Source organism: Mycobacterium sp. NGS56, assembly GCF_059812425.1.
In genome coordinates, this window is sequence record NZ_JCALCQ010000015.1 from 16,477 (window position 1) to 33,868 (window position 17,392).

Sequence of the window (17,392 nt, forward strand, 5' to 3'; positions counted from 1 at the left end):
CCCGGACGGCGGCTACCACATGAGTGGCACTACGCGATAGCGAACTTTCTGCCTGTACTCGCGGTATCCATCCAACTGTTCCTCGAGAAGTCTTTCCTCGTCGCGGATTCGCACGGCGAGCACGATCAGGTGCGGTATGACGAAGATGAGGCCCCAGTAGGAACCGAGCGCGAGGGGGACGCCGACCATCATGATCACATTGCCGGTGTACATCGGATGGCGCACGAGCCCATACAGACCAGTCGAGGTGAGCTTCTGGCCTTCTTCCACTCGCACGGTCGCGGCCGCATAGCTGTTTTGAATCACCACCAACATCACCACGCCAAGTCCGGCGGCGACCAGCACATCACCGACCAAGCAGACCGCCGTGGGTACCGCCGACCACCCAAAGCGATGGTCGAGGGCGCTGACCACCAGCGTCGCCGTCAGCGACATCCATATGCCACCCATCACGAACTTCTGGACCGTTCGCGACTCCGCTGCTGGCCCCCCACGCATTCGCCGCTGCAGCGCAACGGGATTCGTTCGCAACAAGTAGATGCTGGGAATCCATGCCGAAACGGCATACACCGCGAGAAACACCCATGCTTGCCAGTAATGCAGCGTGAATGCCGACAAAAAGAGGATCAAGCCAAACATGCCCGGCTCAATCAGGCCGAATACCAACATCTTAGGAATGGTCTTCAAAAATTTTCCCTACCCTCCGTCCGGTGCACCACGCTAACAGCGCGCACACCGCGGCGCCGAAAAGCCGCCGCTCCCAGCGCACCGCCGATTGTCAGCGGCCACAACAACAGCGCAGGGCTGACACTACCGTCGGCTATCCAAAGGTTGTGCGCGATTGGGCAAAGGGTGAGTGGCCGGGCCAAGCCGCAAAGCCGTCTCGTCCGGCTTCGCGATTGGCCCGCCAGTTGCCTGGCCTCACCAGCAAAGGCGTTGAGCGCGGCGATTTACCGAACGGTGTCTGCGCGTTGCGCGTTTGCTGTACCCTAGCCCGCTATGGCGGGGGGTTCCCATCGGCCCAGAGCCGGCACGATCTCGCTAGACGACATAACTCGCAGGATCAGCGGCCTCGACGCCGCCCACAGTTGCCACGCTATTGCGCAGGAAGCGTATCCGCCGGCCGGACTGTCTCGGGGACGATTCATCGCCGCGATCATCGCGCTCGGCAGCGCGGAGCTGATGGCGTCGATAGAGCTCACGATCGGGATTGTGGCGCTGCCCAGGATCCAGAATGAGCTGAACCTGTCGAGCGCTGGGCGAAATTGGGTAGTGTTCGCCACCCTGTTGGCCTGCAACGGATTGATATTGGTGGGCGGTCGTCTCGGTGACACGATCGGCCGCAAACGCGCCTTCGTCATCGGCACGGTGCTCTCCACCGTCGCGTCGGTGATGTCCGCGATCGCGTGGGATGAAGGCAGCCTCGTTGTGGCGCGGATGCTGAAAGGCGTATCTATCGCGATCCTCGCGCCGACGTGTTTGGCCCTGGTCGCGACGACATTCCCGAAGGGCCGCCTACGCAATGGCGCGATGGCGGTATTCACCGCGATGGGGAGCGTCGGCTCGGTGCTGGGCCTGGTAGTGGGCGGAATAATCACCGAAGTGTCTTGGCGGCTGGCGGTTTTCGTGACCGCTCCGATCGGGCTGCTGGCGCTCTACCTGGCCCACATTGCGCTTCGGGAAACCCAGAAGGAGCGGATGAAGCTCGACGCCACCGGGGCTGTGCTGGCCACGTTGGGCGTCACCGCGGTGGTCCTCGGCTTCTCGATGCAGTCGGGTGAGGGAGTGCTGTCGGGCTCCACCATCGGGGCAGGTGTGGTGGCTCTGGCGGCTTTCACCGCATTCGTCGTGGTCGAGCGCAGGGCGGAGAACCCGGTCCTGCCATTCAGCTTGTTCGCCGACCGCAATCGGCTGGCGACGTTCGCTGCCTTGTTTTTGACCGGTGGGGTGATCATGTCGCTGATGCTCGTGGTCACCGTGTACGTGCAGGACATCATGGGCTACAGCACGCTTCAATCCGGCCTGGCCTTCATCCCGTTCGTCGTGGCGGCGGCCGTCGGGCTGGGTGCGGCCTCGCGGCTGGTGGCGTCGTTCCCGCCGCGGCTGGTGGTGATCGCCGGGAGCATCTTGATGTTCGGCAGCGCGGTGTACGCGTCGAAGCTGCACCGTGGCGTCCCATACTTTCCCGACCTGGCGCTGCCGATCGTCGTCGCCGGTGTGGGCGTCGCCCTGATCGTCGTGCCGCTTTCGCTATCGGTGATAGCCAGCGTAGGCGCCGACCGCATCGGGCCCACCTCGGCGATCGCTGTGGTGTTGCAGGGCCTGGGCGGTCCGGTGGTGCTGTCCGTGATCCAGGCCGCCATCACCTCCCACACGCTGTCCCTGGGCGGCGTCAGCGGCCCGGCGAAGTCCATGACCGCCGCCCAGCTGTATGCGCTCGACCGTGGCTATACCTATGGCTTGCTGTGGCTTGCCGGGGTGGTCGTCCTGCTGGCCGCGGTGGCGCTGCTCATCGGTTACAACGCGCAGGAGGTGGCGCGCGCGCAAGAAGCGAAAATGGCCGCTGAGCTCTAGCTGCCGCTGCGCATCGCCTATGCCTGCGAACGCGAGCGGGTGGCGGGTGAGCCACAGCTAACCCAATCTGCCCTATTCGAACATCCAGCGGCGAGGGCCCCGGTAATCTCAGGCACGTGTTTGAGACGTCCATTCCGGATGTGCTGCGTGAGCGTGCAAGTTTGCAGCCCAACGACCCAGCGTTCACGTTCATCGATTACGAGCAGGATTGGGCCGGAGTCCCCGAAACCCTGACCTGGTCGCAGCTGTATCGCAGAACTTCGAATGTCGCACACGAACTCAGCCGCAGCGCATCCAGCGGTGACCGGGCGGTGATCTTGGCACCCCAGGGGCTCGACTACATCGCCGCATTTATCGGCGCATTACAGGCCGGGCTCATCGCTGTGCCGCTTTCGGCTCCCACGGGCGGCGTCCACGACGAACGGGTCGACTCGGTCCTGCAGGACACGTCGCCGTCGGTCATCCTCACCACGTCCTCCGTCGTCGGCAATGTCGGCGAGTATGTCCAGTCGCGCAACGGTGATTCCCGTCCGTCGGTCATCGAGATCGACGCCCTGGACCTGGACTCGCACGCAGCCTCGGACGGCGGCAGCGCTCGGTCCGATACCGCCTACCTGCAATACACGTCCGGATCGACGCGCCGGCCCGCCGGCGTCATGATCTCGTATGAAAACGTGCTGGCCAACTTCCAACAGTGGGTGCAGGCCTACTTCGCCGATACCGGCATGGACATGACCGTCGTGTCGTGGCTGCCGTTCTATCACGACATGGGCCTGATGGCCGGAATCTGCAAGCCGATCCTCGGCGGGGTGCACGCCGTTCTCATGAGCCCGGTGGCTTTCCTCCAACGCCCCGCACGCTGGATGCAACTGATGGCAACCCATAGGCGCGCCGCCACGGCAGGACCGAACTTTGCCTACGAACTGGCGGTACGAAAAACCACGGACGACGACATGGCCGGGCTTGATCTCGGCGACGTTCTGGCGTTCATCAGTGGCAGCGAACGCATCCATGCGGCGACGGTGCGGCGTTTCACCGAGCGGTTCGCCGAGTTCAATCTGGACCACAGGGCCATTCGTCCCTCGTATGGGCTGGCCGAGGCAACCGTGTACGTGGCGACCAGCGCGTCGGGTCAGCCCCCACGGATCGCTCGCTTTGACTCCGATGCGTTGTCCGCCGGCCGTGCGGAGCGTTGTGCCAGCGCCGGCACCCCGCTGGTCGGCTATGAGCTGCCGCAGTCGCCGACGGTGCGGATCGTCGATCCCGAGACCAGCACCGAGTGCTCGGACGGAACGACCGGGGAGATCTGGGTGCACGGCGACAACGTCGCGACGGGTTACTGGGGCAAACCCGATGAAACGCAGAAAACGTTCCGCGCGAAACTTGTCAGTCCATCGGTGGGCACCCCCGAGGGGCCGTGGCTGCGGACCGGTGATCTGGGTTTCATTTCGGATGGCGAGATGTTCGTCATGGGCCGCATCAAGGATCTTTTGATCGTCTACGGGCGCAACCACTCTCCCGACGACATCGAGGCGACCATCCAGGAGATCACGCGGGGCCGCTGCGTGGCGATCGCGGTCCCCGACAAGGAGACCGAAAAGCTCGTCGCGATAATCGAGTTCAAGAAGAACGGCGATAGCGCAGAGGTCGCGGCGGAAAAGCTGTTGGCCGTCAAACGCGAAGTCGCCTCGGCGATCTCCAATTCACATGGTTTGGGTGTGGCCGACCTCGTTGTGGTAGCTCCCGGTTCGATCCCCATCACCACCAGCGGCAAGGTCAGGCGAGCGGCCTGCGTCGAGCAGTACCGGCAGAATCAGTTCGCCCGCTTGGACGCTTAGGCATTGGCCCAGCGTCTGGGAGCGTCGGCGGCGTTTGCGCCGAACGCGTGGGATGCTCAGACCATGACCACAGCCCGTGTCCCGGGACTGCCGCCCGGTGAGGCCAAAGCCGCCGCCGACGAAGCTGCCGTGCCCAACTACATGGCCGAACTCCATATCTTCCAAGTGCTTCTCAACCATCCGCCGCTGGCGCGCGCGATCAACGATCTGCTCGCCACCATGCTCTGGCATGGTGCGCTCGACCCGCGGTTGCGCGAGTTGGTGATCATGCGAATCGGCTGGCTCACCGCGTGCGACTACGAATGGACACAGCACTGGCGGGTCGCGTCGAGGCTGGGCGTGGCCCCCGACGACCTGCTCGGGGTCCGCGACTGGCAAACCCACGCCGGGTTCGGTCCCACCGAGCGCGCTGTGCTGGCCGCGACCGACGACGTGGTGCGCGACGGTGCGGTGAGCGCCGAGAGCTGGGTGGCCTGCGAGCGTGAATTAGAGGGCGACACAACGGTTCTCATCGAGCTCGTCACCGCCATCGGCGCGTGGCGAATGGTTGCGTCGATTTTGGATAGCCTCCGGGTCCCGCTCGAAGAGGGCGTGTCCAGTTGGCCGCCGGACGGTCGACAGCCCGCGTAGGCGCAATCGATTGACAGATCAATCCGTAGCTCCTTAGCGTCGGGCAATGAGAACCAGGGTCGCCGAGATGCTCGGAGTGGAATTCCCGATCTGTGCCTTCAGCCACTGCCGCGACGTGGTGGCGGCTGTGACCAACGCCGGCGGCTTCGGGGTCCTGGGCGCGACCGCGCACAGTCCCCGACGGCTGCAGAGCGAGCTGACCTGGATCGAGGAACAGACCGGGGGCAAACCCTATGGGGTCGACCTACTGCTGCCGCCCAAATACGTCGGTGCCGAGCAGGGCGGCATCGACACCACAAAGGCCCGCACCCTGCTGCCCGACGAGCATCGCGCGTTCGTCGAGGACCTCCTGGCCCGCTACGGCGTCACGGCGACCGCCGAGGAACCGCGCGGCTCCTTGGGCGGTCTGAGCGTCTCGCCCAAGGCGTACGAGCCGCTGCTCGACGTGGCCTTCTCCCACAACATCCGGCTGATCGCCAGCGCGCTCGGGCCGCCCCCGGCGGACCTCGTCCGTCGGGCGCACGACCAGAACGTGGTGGTGGCCGCGCTGGCCGGTACCACCCGGCACGCGCAACGCCACGCCGCCGCCGGCGTCGACCTGATCGTCGCGCAGGGCACCGAGGCGGGCGGTCATACCGGCGAGGTGGCAACCATGGTTTTGGTGCCCGAGGTCGTCGATGCCGTGGCGCCGGTGCCCGTCCTCGCCGCCGGCGGCATCGCCCGCGGCCGCCAGATCGCCGCGGCGCTGGCTCTGGGCGCCGAGGGCGTGTGGTGCGGCTCGGTGTGGCTGACCACCGAAGAGGCCGAGACGGTGCCCGTGGTCAAGGAGAAGTTCCTGGCCGCCACCTCGTCGGACACTGTGCGGTCGCGCTCGATGACGGGCAAGCCGGCGCGGATGCTGCGCACGGCCTGGACCGACGAGTGGGAGCGGCCGGAAAACCCGGATCCGCTGGGCATGCCGTTGCAGACCGCGCTGATCACCGAGCCGCAGGTGCGCATCAACCAAGCCGCCGCCCATCAGGGCGCAAAGGCGCGTGAGCTGGCTACCTACTTTGTCGGACAGGTGGTGGGCTCGCTGGATCGGGTCCGCCCGACGCGCTCTGTCGTGCTCGACATGGTCGACGAGTTCATCGACACCATCGGCCGCCTCGACGGCCTGGTCGAGACGTGATGCCCCGCGGACCAGCCGCGCCGCACTGACGTTTCCCTGCCCACTGGTACGGCAAACGCCCAGGTCAACCCGGTGGGCCTGGCCGAATGCTGTGGGCACCCCTGGCGAATGCGTACAGATCTTCCGACACGCTATCGGGGGATTTGACCGCGTCATACCCGTCGTGCATTATCGGTCCGGTAAGCACCTCGTTAGGTGAGGCGTCTACACGAATACAGGCCACTGACCCCGAACGTCGAAAGACGCCCCGGGTCAGGACAGCTCCTCCCGGCTTAAGGGTTGAGCCCAGGTGGCTTCCGGCTCGGATTGTGTTTCTGGGCCAGGACACGTCGTGTGGTGCCGAAGCTCTGACGAGAGGGGTGCGGATCTCCGACGGTCGTCGGATTCTGTTCCTCTGCTGCGCATAGATTGCATGCGACCCGCGCATGCGTCGTGACCGCGAGGAGGTGAGGGACACATGAGTTCAAGCGATAGTCCGGACCGAAGTCCGAACGGTGTCTCGTCCCGATCCGGTCTCCGGCGCGACCTTCTCGGTTGAGTCGTTCGCAACGCTGAGTCGTTCTCGGCCAAGCGTTTTGAGATCGGAACCGCCACGGGACGGGACACATACGTCTGTCCAATGAGTCCCCGTCGGATCTCCCTCTAGGAGCGAAAATGACCGCAGCCTTCTACGACGAAGTAACGACCGTAGCGCCCGCCCGCATGCTGACCGTGGTGCGCGACACCGATACGTTTCCGGCTCCCGCTCCGGTGGCCAAGGACCGCCGCCGTGGCGACACCCCCCGATTCGGCGCCGGTGGCGACCCGCTGGTGGACGGCGCGGCTCGCCTGCTGAGCGTTCCGCTGCGTCACGTGTACGCCGCGCTGTGGCGAGCTGGTGTCCTCGAAGTGCGGGCCTGACGGCCCAACCGTGAGAGGCGTCGAGAAACGTATTTGCGGGTCTTCGTAGAATCGTCTTACTGGCGTCGATCCGGCCATCACCGGGGAGCCTTCGGAAGAACAGCCGTCGGCGGCTCAGTAGAACCGAACGGGTAGGCCCGTCACAGCCGCGATCGAGTGGCCACGCGAAAGCGCGGCAAGCGGGGTGGTACCGCGGCGCTCGCGCAGCCAGCGCATCGTCGTCCCCGGTTTGCACCGTGGCACAGGAGACAACGCGCACAGTGACCGATACATCCGGCTCCGAAGCCGACCTAAAGGCTCAGCCCGCGGATTCCGTCCAGGCGTACCCGAAGCCAGGGGCGCCCGACTTCCCGGCGCTCGAGCTCGAGGTGCTGGACTATTGGGCTCGCGACGACACCTTCCGCGCCAGCATCGCGCGTCGTGACGGCGCACCGGAATACGTGTTCTACGACGGGCCGCCGTTCGCCAACGGGCTGCCGCACTACGGGCACCTGCTCACCGGCTACGTCAAGGACATCGTCCCGCGCTACCGCACCATGCGCGGCTACAAGGTGGAGCGCCGCTTCGGCTGGGACACCCACGGCCTGCCGGCCGAACTCGAGGTCGAGCGCCAACTGGGCATCACCGACAAATCGCAGATCGACGACATGGGCATCGCCGCGTTCAACGAGGCTTGCCGCGCCTCGGTGCTGCGCTACACCGACGAGTGGCAGGCCTACGTCACCCGCCAGGCGCGCTGGGTCGACTTCGACAATGACTACAAGACGCTGGATTTGCCCTACATGGAGTCGGTGATCTGGGCGTTCAAACAGCTGTGGGACAAGGGGCTGGTCTACGAGGGCTACCGGGTGCTGCCGTACTGCTGGCGCGACGAAACGCCGTTGTCCAACCACGAATTGCGGATGGACGACGACGTGTACCAGAGCCGGCAGGACCCCGCCCTTACGGTGGGGTTCAAGGTGGTCGGCGGACCGTTGGACGGGGCCCACCTGCTGGTGTGGACGACGACACCGTGGACCCTGCCGTCCAACCTCGCCGTCGCCGTCAACCCCGACGTGACCTACGTCGAGGTAAAAGCCGACGGGCGTCGTTTCGTCCTCGCGCAACCGAGACTGGCCGCTTACGCCCGGGAGTTGGGTGAAGAACCGGAGATCCTCGCCAGTTATCTCGGCGCGGACCTGCTCGGCACCCGCTACCTCCCGCCGTTCGCGTATTTCATGGATACGGCGAACGCATTTCAGGTGCTGCCCGGCGACTTCGTCACCACCGAGGACGGCACCGGCATCGTGCACATCGCGCCGGCCTACGGCGAGGACGACATGGCAACCACCGACAAGGCCGGCATCGCCCCGGTCACGCCGGTCGATTCCAAGGGCCGGTTTGACGCAGCGGTCCCGGATTACCAGGGACAGCACGTTTTCGACGCCAACCCGCACATCATCCGCGACCTGAAAAACGGTAGCGGTCCCGTCGCGGCCAACGGTGCGATACTGCTTCGCCACGAAACCTACGAGCACCCCTACCCGCATTGCTGGCGCTGCCGCAATCCGCTGATCTATCGGGCGGTGTCGTCGTGGTTCGTCGCGGTCACCGAATTCCGGGACCGCATGGTCGAACTCAACCAGCAGATCACCTGGTACCCCGAGCATGTCAAGGACGGTCAGTCCGGCAAATGGCTGCAGGGCGCCCGCGACTGGTCGATCTCACGAAACCGCTACTGGGGCAGCCCGATTCCGGTATGGAAGTCCGACGACCCCGCATACCCGCGGATCGACGTCTACGGCAGCCTCGACGAACTCGAACGCGACTTCGGGGTGCGGCCCACCAACCTGCACCGGCCCTTCGTCGACGAGCTGACCCGGCCCAACCCCGACGATCCGACGGGTGCCAGCACGATGCGGCGCATCCCCGACGTGCTCGATGTCTGGTTCGACTCGGGGTCCATGCCGTACGCCCAGGTGCACTTCCCGTTCGAGAACGAGGAGTGGTTCGACGGTCATTACCCGGGCGACTTCATCGTCGAGTACATCGGGCAGACCCGCGGCTGGTTTTACACGCTGCACGTGCTGGCCACCGCGCTGTTCGACCGTCCCGCCTTCAAAACCTGCGTGGCACACGGCATTGTGCTGGGCTCTGATGGCCAGAAGATGAGCAAGTCGCTGCGCAACTATCCCGATGTCAGCGAGGTGTTCGACCGCGACGGATCCGACGCCATGCGCTGGTTCCTGATGGCCTCGCCGATTCTGCGCGGGGGCAATCTCATCGTCACCGAGCAGGGCATCCGCGAGGGCGTGCGCCAGGTGCTGCTGCCGTTCTGGAACGCCTATAGCTTCCTGGCCCTCTATGCGCCCAAAGTCGGTACCTGGCGCACCGATTCGACGCAGGTGCTGGACCGCTACATCCTGGCCAAGCTCGCCGAACTGCGCGACGACCTGACCCACGAGATGGACACCTGCGATATCTCGCGGGCCTGCGAGCAGCTGCGCCAGTTCACCGAGGCGCTGACGAACTGGTATGTGCGACGGTCGCGTTCGCGGTTTTGGGAGGAGGACGTCGAGGCAATCGATACCTTGCACACCGTGCTGGAGGTGACCGCACGGCTGGCCGCGCCGCTGCTTCCCTCGGTGACCGAGATCGTTTGGCGCGGCCTGACCGGGGGACGGTCGGTGCACCTGACCGATTGGCCGCACGCCGGCGAGCTGCCCGCCGACCCCGACCTGGTCGCTGCGATGGATCAGGTGCGCGAGGTCTGCTCGGCGGCGTCCTCGTTGCGGAAGGCCAAGAAGCTGCGGGTGCGGCTGCCGCTGCCGAAACTGACGGTGGCGGTGGATAATCCAGGGCGCCTCGAGCCGTTCGTCGACCTCATCGCCGACGAACTCAACGTCAAGAGCGTCGAGCTGACCGATGCGATCGACGCCTACGGGCGCTTCGAGCTCACCGTCAACGCTCGGGTGGCCGGGCCGCGGCTGGGCAAGGATGTGCAGGCGGCTATCAAGGCCGTCAAGGCGGGACAGGGCGTCGTCAATCCGGACGGCACCCTGACCGCCGGACCCGCGGTGCTGCAACCCGAAGAATACAGCTCACGGCTGGTCGCGGCCGACCCGGAATTCACCGCGGCACTACCCGACGGGGCGGGCTTGGTGGTGCTGGACGGTACGGTGACCCCCGAGCTCGAGGCCGAGGGCTGGGCCAAGGACCGGATCCGCGAGCTGCAGGAGCTGCGCAAATCGACGGGTCTGGATGTCTCCGACCGGATTTCGGTGGTGATGGCGGTGCCCGGGGAGCGCGCCGACTGGGCGCGCGCCCACCGCGACCTCATCGCGGGTGAAATCCTGGCCACCAGTTTCGAGTTCGGCGATCCGGTCGACGGTGCCGAGATCGGTGACGGCGTGCGGGTGAGCATCGCCAAGGCCTAACTACCCGCGAAACTGTATTCCATGACGTATTTCCCAAGTGGAGCTGTCGGCAGTTGCAGTCTCGTGACATGTCAGGAGCGTCTGGCACCCTGCTGTCGTGAGCGCAGAACCCTTCATCGGTACCGAGGCCGTCCGCGCAGGAGCGTATACGGAACGTGAGCTTCGTGGCTCGTGCACCCGCATCTACCGGAACGTGTACCAACTGCGCGGCAGGGAGCTGACTGCCCGGGATCGCGCGATCGCCGCGTGGCTATGGTCCGGGAAAGAAGCCGTCGTGGCAGGTTGCTCCGCAGCAGCGCTTCTCGGCGCTGAGTGGATCGATCCCCACACACCTGCTGAATTGGTATGTGACCGCACCCGTCCGCCGTCGTTGATCATCACCCGCAACGAGACTTTGACCGAGGGTGAGGTTGTAGCGGTCAACGGCGTGCCGGTCACCTCGCCCGCCCGTACGGCGTTTGACCTTGGGCGGCGGCCAGGCTTGACGGTCGCGGTGATCCGGATCGATGCCCTGGCACGAGCCACCGGAGTTACCGCCAAAGACGTGTACCCACTGGTGCACTCCCGCCGTGGCGCTCGCGGCATGAAGCAGTTGCGGCGCGTGCTGCCCTTGATCGACGCGGGTGCCGAATCGCCGCAGGAGACGAGGACCAGGCTCGTCCTGATGCGCGGCGGCCTGCCCAGGCCGCAGACCCAAATCGAGGTGCGCAACGTCTGGGGCGCGGTGTTGGCGAGGATCGACATGGGCTGGAAGGAGTGGCTCGTCGGGGTGGAATACGACGGCGCGCAGCATTGGATGGATCCGCGCATTCGCGCCGACGATATCGATCGCACCGCCGAACTGGAGCGACGGGGATGGCGCTTGGTCCGGGTCAGCGCCGACCTACTACGCCATCGGCCCCAGGTCGTCGTGGACCGGACGCGACGTGCTTTGGCCGCCGCCGGCTGTCCAGTGTGACAGCGAGATTGCAACTGGCGACACGTTTCTCGAGAAGACCGGTCGCCACTTACAGTGTCGCGGAGGAATTCCGAGACCGCAGCGCCCGGTGGGCATGCGGCCAGAACGGCATGCCCGCCACCACCGTCGCCCCGGTGGCGATCAGCCCTACCGCCACATCGACGCTCTTACGACCATCCGATGCCCAGTAGACGTCCTTGAGGTCTAACAGCAGCGCCAGTTCGTCGACGATCATGGCGTTCGCGGCGCCATACGCCACCGCCGCTGCGGGATGCCGCCGTTGCTTGTCGCTTCCACGCAGCCCCACACCGGCCACCGTCGCCAGCATTCCGATGCCGATGTTGTAGTGGTGGAAGTGCGTGCCGCCCAAGGATATACCACCACCCGAGGGTCCATGGCCGGCGCGAATCCAGTGGGTGAGGCCGCGCAGGCCGGCGAAGGTGAGGGTGAACGACGCCCACGCCAGCACCGTCGTTTGCTCCCCGGGTTGCAGCCGCTCGTCCCATTGATGACGCAGCCGCGCCCGTCGCGTCGAGGGCGGCGAACCCCCGGGCGGGACGGCCGCGTCGCCGGGCTCGGCGCCCATCATTTGACCGCGCGCCAGCGCAGCCGACCTCGGCGAACGTCCACCTCGACGCGGTCAAACCCGGGCGCGCGCAATCGATCCGGCAGGGTATCCGGGGACACCGTGTTGCAGGTGTCACGGAAATGCAGGATCCGGAACCGCAGCGAGTTCACGCTGTCGCTGCCGGCGAACACGCCGCCGGGGCGAAGGACCCGGAACGCCTCGGCGAACAACCGGTCCTGCAGCTCGGCGGTCGGGACGTGATGCAGCATGGTGAACGACACCACCGAGCTGAACTCGTCGGCCGGCAAGCCGGTGGCGGTGGCGTCGCCGTTGATGATGCGCGCCCGGTCGCCGTAGAGGCGCTGCAGTCGTTCGGCCATCGGCGTGTCGATCTCCACCGAGGTAAGCCGTGGCGTCTTGTCGACCAAGACCCGCAGGATCGCGCCGTAACCGGGCCCGATCTCGAGCGTGTTGTCGCCCAAGTCCACATCGGCGAGCGCCCACGGGAGCAGATCCTTTTCGACAGCCTTCGCCCAGCGCTTCGAGCTGCAGATCCGGCGGTGCGCCAGGTTCATGGCCACGGCGAAAACGTTAGTCCAACTGGCCCGTCATGTGAGCCCTAGCATCGAGCCTGTGGAGTCGCGGTGGGTGCTGCACCTGGACATGGATGCGTTCTTCGCCTCCGTCGAGCAACTCACCCGCCCGACGTTGCGCGGGCGCCCGGTGCTCGTCGGCGGTGTGGGCGGGCGCGGGGTGGTGGCCGGGGCCAGCTACGAGGCGCGCGTGTTCGGGGCTCGCTCTGCCATGCCCATGCATCAGGCAAGACGGCTCGTCGGTGTCAGCGCGGTGGTGCTGCCGCCGCGTGGCGTGGTGTACGGGCTGGCCAGCCGGCGCGTTTTCGACACCATTCGCGCCGTGGTGCCCGTCGTCGAGCAGTTGTCCTTCGACGAGGGTTTCGCCGAGCCCGCCCAACTCGCCGGTGCCCCCGTCGAGGACGTGGCGGCGTTCTGCGAAGGCCTGCGGCGACGGGTCCGCGACGACACCGGCCTGATCGCCTCGGTGGGCGCCGGTTCGGGCAAGCAGATCGCCAAGATCGCCTCCGGACTGGCCAAGCCGGATGGGATCCGGGTGGTGCGCCGTGACGAAGAACGACCGCTGCTGGGCGGGTTGCCGGTGCGCCGGTTGTGGGGGATCGGCCCGGTCGCCGAGGAGAGGCTGCATCGTCTCGGCATCGAGACCATCGGCGAGCTGGCCGCGCTGACCGAGCCCGAGGCGGCCAACATTCTGGGCGCCACGATCGGGCCGGCGCTGCACCGGCTGGCCCGCGGTATCGACGACCGCCCGGTTGCCGAGCGTGCCGAGGCCAAACAGATCAGCTCGGAATCGACCTTCGCCGTAGACCTGACCAGTCTGGAGCAGTTGCGTGAGGCCATCGAGCCGATCGCCGAGCACGCCCATCACCGGTTGATGCGCGACGGCCGCGGCGCGCGCACCGTCACCGTCAAGCTGAAGAAATCCGACATGAGCACGCTGACCCGGTCCGCGACGCTGCCCTATGCCACCACCGAGGTCGCCACGCTGGCGGGCATGGCCCGCCGGCTGCTGCTGGATCCACGCGAGATCGGGCCCATTCGCCTTCTCGGCGTGGGCTTTTCGGGGCTGAGCGACGTGCGTCAGGAATCGCTGTTTCCGGACCTGGAACTGCCGGAGCCGCAACCGGATTCATCGTCGGTCGAAACCGCGACCGAGGCAATGTTTGGACCCGGCGCCCAGGCCGGAGAGGACGCCGGCTGGCGGATCGGCGACGACGTGGCCCACCGCGAGCTCGGGCACGGCTGGGTCCAGGGAGCGGGCCACGGTGTGGTCACCGCGCGGTTCGAGACCCGCAGCTCCGGTCCCGGCCCGGCCCGGACGTTTCCCGCCGACGGCGGCGACCTGGTGCGCGCCAACCCGGTGGATTCACTGGATTGGCCCGATTACACCGGCGGGCTGCAGGCCGAGGCGCTGTCAGCCCCACCGGGCGACGACGTCGGCGACCGGTAGCTCCGCGGCCAGCGCGGCGATCAGCAAGACGCGCGCCTGAGCCGGTCGCAGCCGCGGCACCATCACCGCCCCGGCGGCGGCCATGTCGTGCCCGGGGCCGTAGCTGGCGCCGACCCGCCCGCCGGGGACGCGGGTGGACACCGCGACGACGATGCCGTCGCCGCAGTGCCGGCGCACCCCGTCGACCACCGCGGGCCCGGCGTTTCCCGAGCCCAACGCCTCGAGCACCACGCCCCGCGCCCCGGCGGCCACGCACGCATCGAGGGCCACCGTGTCGCTGCCCAGGTACGCCGCGACGATGTCGACGCGCGGCGCGGCGGCGGCCCGCAGGTCGCCGACGTACGGGCGTGTCTTCGGGCTGGTCAGCGCCACGCCGTCGGCCACGGTGCCGAGCAGCTGACCGGTGAAGCCACTCAGGTCCTCGGTGGCCACCTTGCTCATGCCCAGCGGTTGCAGCACCCGTCCGGCGAAGCACAGCACCACGCCCAGGTCCCTGGCGGCGGGACTGGCCGCCACCGCCATGGCGTCGCGCACATTCGCCGGACCGTCCGCGTCGGGGGCGTCGGCGCTGCGCATCGCGCCGGTCAGCACGACCGGGGCCCGGCCCGCATAGGTGAGATCGAGCCACAGGACGCTCTCCTCCATGGTGTCGGTGCCATGAAGCACCACCACACCGTCGGCGCCGCCGTCGACCGCGGCCCTCACCGCATCGCCGATGCGGTCCCAGTCGGCCAGCGTCAGCTCCGAACTGTCGACCGCCAGCAGGTCAACGACGTCCACCTCGTGCTGGTCACGGAAGGACGCCGTCAGATCCGCCCCGCTGTAGGACGGCCGGTGCACGCCGTCGGGGCCGGTGCCGGTCGATATCGTGCCTCCGGTGGCGATCACGGTGAGGCGGGCCATGCTGGCATCATTGCGCATCGGCGCTGCGCGAACATGGCTAGCCTGCGTGGGCAGTAGGGGATGATGGGGAAGTGCCTGAAGAACCAACGAAGTCGACTGAGCCGGTGACCTCAGCCCAAGAGGCTGGTGCGGCCGCCCCGGTCGAGCGGGACGCGGTGCCGGAAACCGACGCGGCACCCGAACGTGCGCCACGGCGGTTGCGGCTGCTGCTGTCGATCGCGGCGATAGTCCTGATCCTCGACGTCGTCACCAAGGTCCTCGCCGTCAAACTGCTGCCGCCCGGCCAGCCGGTGCCGATCATCGGCGACACGGTGACCTGGACCCTGGTGCGCAATTCGGGCGCGGCCTTCTCGATGGCTACCGGCTACACCTGGGTGCTCACGCTGATCGCGACCGGTGTGGTGGTCGGCATCTTCTGGATGGGGCGGCGGCTGGTGTCGCCCTGGTGGGCGGTGGGCCTGGGCATGATCCTCGGCGGCGCGATGGGCAACCTGGTCGATCGCTTCTTCCGCGCCCCCGGACCGCTACGCGGGCATGTCGTGGATTTCCTGTCGGTCGGCTGGTGGCCGGTGTTCAACGTCGCCGACCCCTCGGTGGTCGGCGGCGCCATCCTGCTGGTGGTGCTCTCGATCTTCGGGTTCGACTTCGACTCCGTTGGCCGGCGCAAGGGCGACGGCGGAGACCGCGCGGGTGAGTGACCGCTCGATGCCCGTCCCGGACGGGTTGGCGGGCATGCGCGTGGACGCCGGGCTGGCGCGGCTGTTGGGGTTGTCGCGGAGCGCGGCGGCCGCCTTGGCAGAAGACGGCGGCGTGGAACTCGACGGCGTGCAGGCCGGCAAGTCCGACCGGCTGACCGGCGGCGCCTGGCTGCAGGTGCGCCTGCCCGAGCCGCCCGCGCCGCTGCAGAACACGCCCGTTGACATCGAGGGCATGACGATCCTGTACTCCGACGACGACCTCGTCGCGGTGGACAAGCCGGCGGCGGTCGCCGCGCACGCCTCGGTGGGGTGGACCGGGCCCACGGTGCTCGGTGGCCTGGCCGCCGCCGGTTACCGGATCACCACCTCGGGGGTGCCCGAGCGGCAGGGGATTGTGCATCGGCTCGACGTCGGCACGTCCGGGGTGATGGTGGTGGCGCTGTCCGAACGGGCTTACACCGTGCTCAAGCGGGCGTTCAAACAACGCACCGTCGACAAGCGCTATCACGCGCTGGTGCAAGGACATCCGGATCCGTCCAGCGGGACCATCGACGCCCCGATCGGACGTCACCGCGGCGGCCAGTGGAAGTTCGCGGTCACCAAGGACGGCCGGCACAGCCTCACCCATTACGACACCGTGGAGGCGTTCGTCGCCGCCAGTCTGCTCGACGTGCACCTGGAAACCGGTCGCACCCACCAAATCCGGGTGCATTTCTCCGCACTGCACCACCCGTGCTGCGGTGACCTCGTCTACGGTGCCGATCCGAAGCTCGCGAAAAGGCTTGGGCTGGAACGCCAATGGCTGCATGCCCGCTCGCTGTCATTCGCCCATCCGGCCGACGGCAGGCGGATCGAGATCGTCAGCCCCTACCCGCCCGACCTGCAACACGCGCTGGACGTGTTGCGCGAGGAGGGCTGACTCACCCGGGCTTGCGGGCCTCGACGAGCAGCCGCACGGAGTGGGCGACGAACGGACCGCCGGATTCGATGCGCTCGTGCAGTTCGGCCAGCCGCTCGCGGTAGCGCTGCACGGTGAAATCGGGCACCGTCCAGATCACCTTGCGCAGGAAGTACACGACGGCGCCGACGTCGAAGAACTCGGCCCGCATCCGCTCCATCCGCAGATCCACGATCTGCAGGCCGGCCGCCTCGGCCTGTGCACGCACGGCATCCGGATGAAACTCGGCCCATTTCTGTGGCTGTGGCCCGATGAAGTACTCGACCAGCTCGCCCATGGTGGCCGGTCCGATGTGCTGTGCGAAGTACGTGCCGCCCGGCCGGAGCACCCGCAGGATCTCGGTCCACCAGACGGAGATCGGATGGCGCGTGGTCACCAGGTCGAAGGCGGCATCGGCGAACGGCAGCGGCGGTTCGTCGCGCGTCGCGACGACCACCACGCCGAGCGGATGCAGGCGCTGGGTGGCCAGCGCGGCGTTCGGCGGCCACGTCTCGACCGCCGCCATGGTGGGCGGGAACGGCGCCGCGCCGGACAACACCTCCCCACCGCCGGTGTGGATGTCCAGCGCGGCCGACACCGTCGCCAACCGGCTCTTGAGCAGGCGCTGGTAACCCCACGACGGGCGTTCCTCGGTGGCCCGCCCGTCCAGCCAGGAAAACTCCCAGCCATCGACCGGGGCGGCCTGTGCCTCGGCGATCAGGTCGTCGAATGTGCGCCGCATGTCAGGCATGCTAG

The 17,392-nt window shown here is 67.3% G+C and carries 15 protein-coding genes and 1 riboswitch; of the genes, 10 read left to right on the forward strand and 5 right to left on the reverse strand.

What is annotated here, in order from left to right; translation table 11 throughout:
• Window positions 1–12: 12 nt before the first annotated feature.
• On the reverse strand, window positions 13–687 hold the full coding sequence (locus AC5Y4F_RS23930; RefSeq protein WP_499999059.1) for a methyltransferase family protein: 675 nt from the start codon (window positions 685–687) through the stop codon (window positions 13–15).
• A 312-nt stretch (window positions 688–999) separates the two neighbouring features.
• Between AC5Y4F_RS23930 and AC5Y4F_RS23935 the strand changes: the two genes are divergently transcribed.
• From AC5Y4F_RS23935 to AC5Y4F_RS23965, 7 genes are all read left to right on the forward strand, one after another.
• Complete coding sequence (locus AC5Y4F_RS23935; protein WP_082947546.1) at window positions 1,000–2,574, forward strand: MFS transporter; 1,575 nt, start codon at window positions 1,000–1,002, stop codon at window positions 2,572–2,574.
• Window positions 2,575–2,690: 116 nt separating this feature from the next.
• A complete protein-coding gene (locus AC5Y4F_RS23940) occupies window positions 2,691–4,412 on the forward strand; it encodes an AMP-binding protein (protein ID WP_067933298.1) in 1,722 nt (573 codons plus the stop codon).
• A gap of 63 nt (window positions 4,413–4,475) precedes the next feature.
• Window positions 4,476–5,042, forward strand: coding sequence for a carboxymuconolactone decarboxylase family protein (locus AC5Y4F_RS23945; RefSeq protein WP_499999064.1), 567 nt, complete (start codon window positions 4,476–4,478; stop codon window positions 5,040–5,042).
• 46 nt (window positions 5,043–5,088) lie between these two features.
• A complete protein-coding gene (locus AC5Y4F_RS23950; protein WP_067933290.1) occupies window positions 5,089–6,213 on the forward strand; it encodes an NAD(P)H-dependent flavin oxidoreductase in 1,125 nt (374 codons plus the stop codon).
• A 180-nt stretch (window positions 6,214–6,393) separates the two neighbouring features.
• A riboswitch (M-box (ykoK) riboswitch) is annotated at window positions 6,394–6,579 on the forward strand.
• Window positions 6,580–6,867: 288 nt separating this feature from the next.
• A complete protein-coding gene (locus tag AC5Y4F_RS23955; RefSeq protein WP_067933288.1) occupies window positions 6,868–7,113 on the forward strand; it encodes an Rv1535 family protein in 246 nt (81 codons plus the stop codon).
• 260 nt (window positions 7,114–7,373) lie between these two features.
• Window positions 7,374–10,529 carry an isoleucine--tRNA ligase gene (gene ileS, locus AC5Y4F_RS23960; RefSeq protein ID WP_499999067.1) on the forward strand — a complete coding sequence of 1,052 codons (3,156 nt, stop codon included), beginning with the start codon at window positions 7,374–7,376 and terminating at the stop codon, window positions 10,527–10,529.
• A 97-nt stretch (window positions 10,530–10,626) separates the two neighbouring features.
• Entirely contained in the window at window positions 10,627–11,487 is an 861-nt protein-coding gene (locus tag AC5Y4F_RS23965) for a type IV toxin-antitoxin system AbiEi family antitoxin (RefSeq protein WP_499999069.1), read from the forward strand.
• 49 nt (window positions 11,488–11,536) lie between these two features.
• On the opposite strand, the gene AC5Y4F_RS23970 is transcribed toward AC5Y4F_RS23965, so the two are convergent.
• Together AC5Y4F_RS23970 and AC5Y4F_RS23975 are read right to left on the reverse strand one after the other, a co-directional pair.
• The gene (locus AC5Y4F_RS23970; RefSeq protein WP_499999160.1) at window positions 11,537–12,073 is read right to left on the reverse strand and encodes a hypothetical protein; all 537 of its coding nucleotides are present in this window, start codon (window positions 12,071–12,073) and stop codon (window positions 11,537–11,539) included.
• The gene (locus tag AC5Y4F_RS23975) at window positions 12,073–12,636 is read right to left on the reverse strand and encodes a class I SAM-dependent methyltransferase (RefSeq protein ID WP_499999071.1); all 564 of its coding nucleotides are present in this window, start codon (window positions 12,634–12,636) and stop codon (window positions 12,073–12,075) included. The genes AC5Y4F_RS23970 and AC5Y4F_RS23975 overlap by 1 nt, the downstream gene beginning before the upstream one ends.
• Before the next feature lie 52 nt (window positions 12,637–12,688).
• Here AC5Y4F_RS23975 and AC5Y4F_RS23980 point away from each other — a divergent pair, with 52 nt between their 5' ends.
• On the forward strand, window positions 12,689–14,098 hold the full coding sequence (locus tag AC5Y4F_RS23980) for a DNA polymerase IV (protein ID WP_067933282.1): 1,410 nt from the start codon (window positions 12,689–12,691) through the stop codon (window positions 14,096–14,098).
• On the opposite strand, the gene AC5Y4F_RS23985 is transcribed toward AC5Y4F_RS23980, so the two are convergent.
• Window positions 14,063–15,019, reverse strand: a complete 957-nt coding sequence (locus AC5Y4F_RS23985) for an asparaginase (protein ID WP_499999073.1) — start codon at window positions 15,017–15,019, stop codon at window positions 14,063–14,065. The two genes, AC5Y4F_RS23980 and AC5Y4F_RS23985, sit on opposite strands and share 36 nt — an antisense overlap.
• Window positions 15,020–15,072: 53 nt before the next feature.
• Here AC5Y4F_RS23985 and lspA point away from each other — a divergent pair, with 53 nt between their 5' ends.
• Together lspA and AC5Y4F_RS23995 are read left to right on the forward strand one after the other, a co-directional pair.
• The gene (lspA, locus tag AC5Y4F_RS23990) at window positions 15,073–15,699 is read left to right on the forward strand and encodes a signal peptidase II (RefSeq protein ID WP_082947545.1); all 627 of its coding nucleotides are present in this window, start codon (window positions 15,073–15,075) and stop codon (window positions 15,697–15,699) included.
• Window positions 15,692–16,618, forward strand: a complete 927-nt coding sequence (locus tag AC5Y4F_RS23995; protein WP_499999076.1) for an RluA family pseudouridine synthase — start codon at window positions 15,692–15,694, stop codon at window positions 16,616–16,618. The genes lspA and AC5Y4F_RS23995 overlap by 8 nt, the downstream gene beginning before the upstream one ends.
• Before the next feature lies 1 nt (window position 16,619).
• Here AC5Y4F_RS23995 and AC5Y4F_RS24000 read toward each other — a convergent pair whose 3' ends face one another.
• On the reverse strand, window positions 16,620–17,378 hold the full coding sequence (locus AC5Y4F_RS24000; protein ID WP_067933413.1) for a class I SAM-dependent methyltransferase: 759 nt from the start codon (window positions 17,376–17,378) through the stop codon (window positions 16,620–16,622).
• Window positions 17,379–17,392 lie beyond the last annotated feature (14 nt).

Excerpts from the sequence above, each read along its gene's own strand:
- AC5Y4F_RS23945 (WP_499999064.1), top strand. The coding sequence starts at position 4,476 with ATGACCACAGCCCGTGTCCCGGGACTGCCGCCCGGTGAGGCCAAAGCC.
- AC5Y4F_RS24000 (WP_067933413.1), bottom strand. The coding sequence starts at position 17,378 with ATGCGGCGCACATTCGACGACCTGATCGCCGAGGCACAGGCCGCCCCG.
- AC5Y4F_RS23955 (WP_067933288.1), top strand. The coding sequence starts at position 6,868 with ATGACCGCAGCCTTCTACGACGAAGTAACGACCGTAGCGCCCGCCCGC.
- AC5Y4F_RS23935 (WP_082947546.1), top strand. The coding sequence starts at position 1,000 with ATGGCGGGGGGTTCCCATCGGCCCAGAGCCGGCACGATCTCGCTAGAC.
- AC5Y4F_RS23950 (WP_067933290.1), top strand. The coding sequence starts at position 5,089 with ATGAGAACCAGGGTCGCCGAGATGCTCGGAGTGGAATTCCCGATCTGT.
- AC5Y4F_RS23985 (WP_499999073.1), bottom strand. The coding sequence starts at position 15,019 with ATGCGCAATGATGCCAGCATGGCCCGCCTCACCGTGATCGCCACCGGA.
- AC5Y4F_RS23970 (WP_499999160.1), bottom strand. The coding sequence starts at position 12,073 with ATGGGCGCCGAGCCCGGCGACGCGGCCGTCCCGCCCGGGGGTTCGCCG.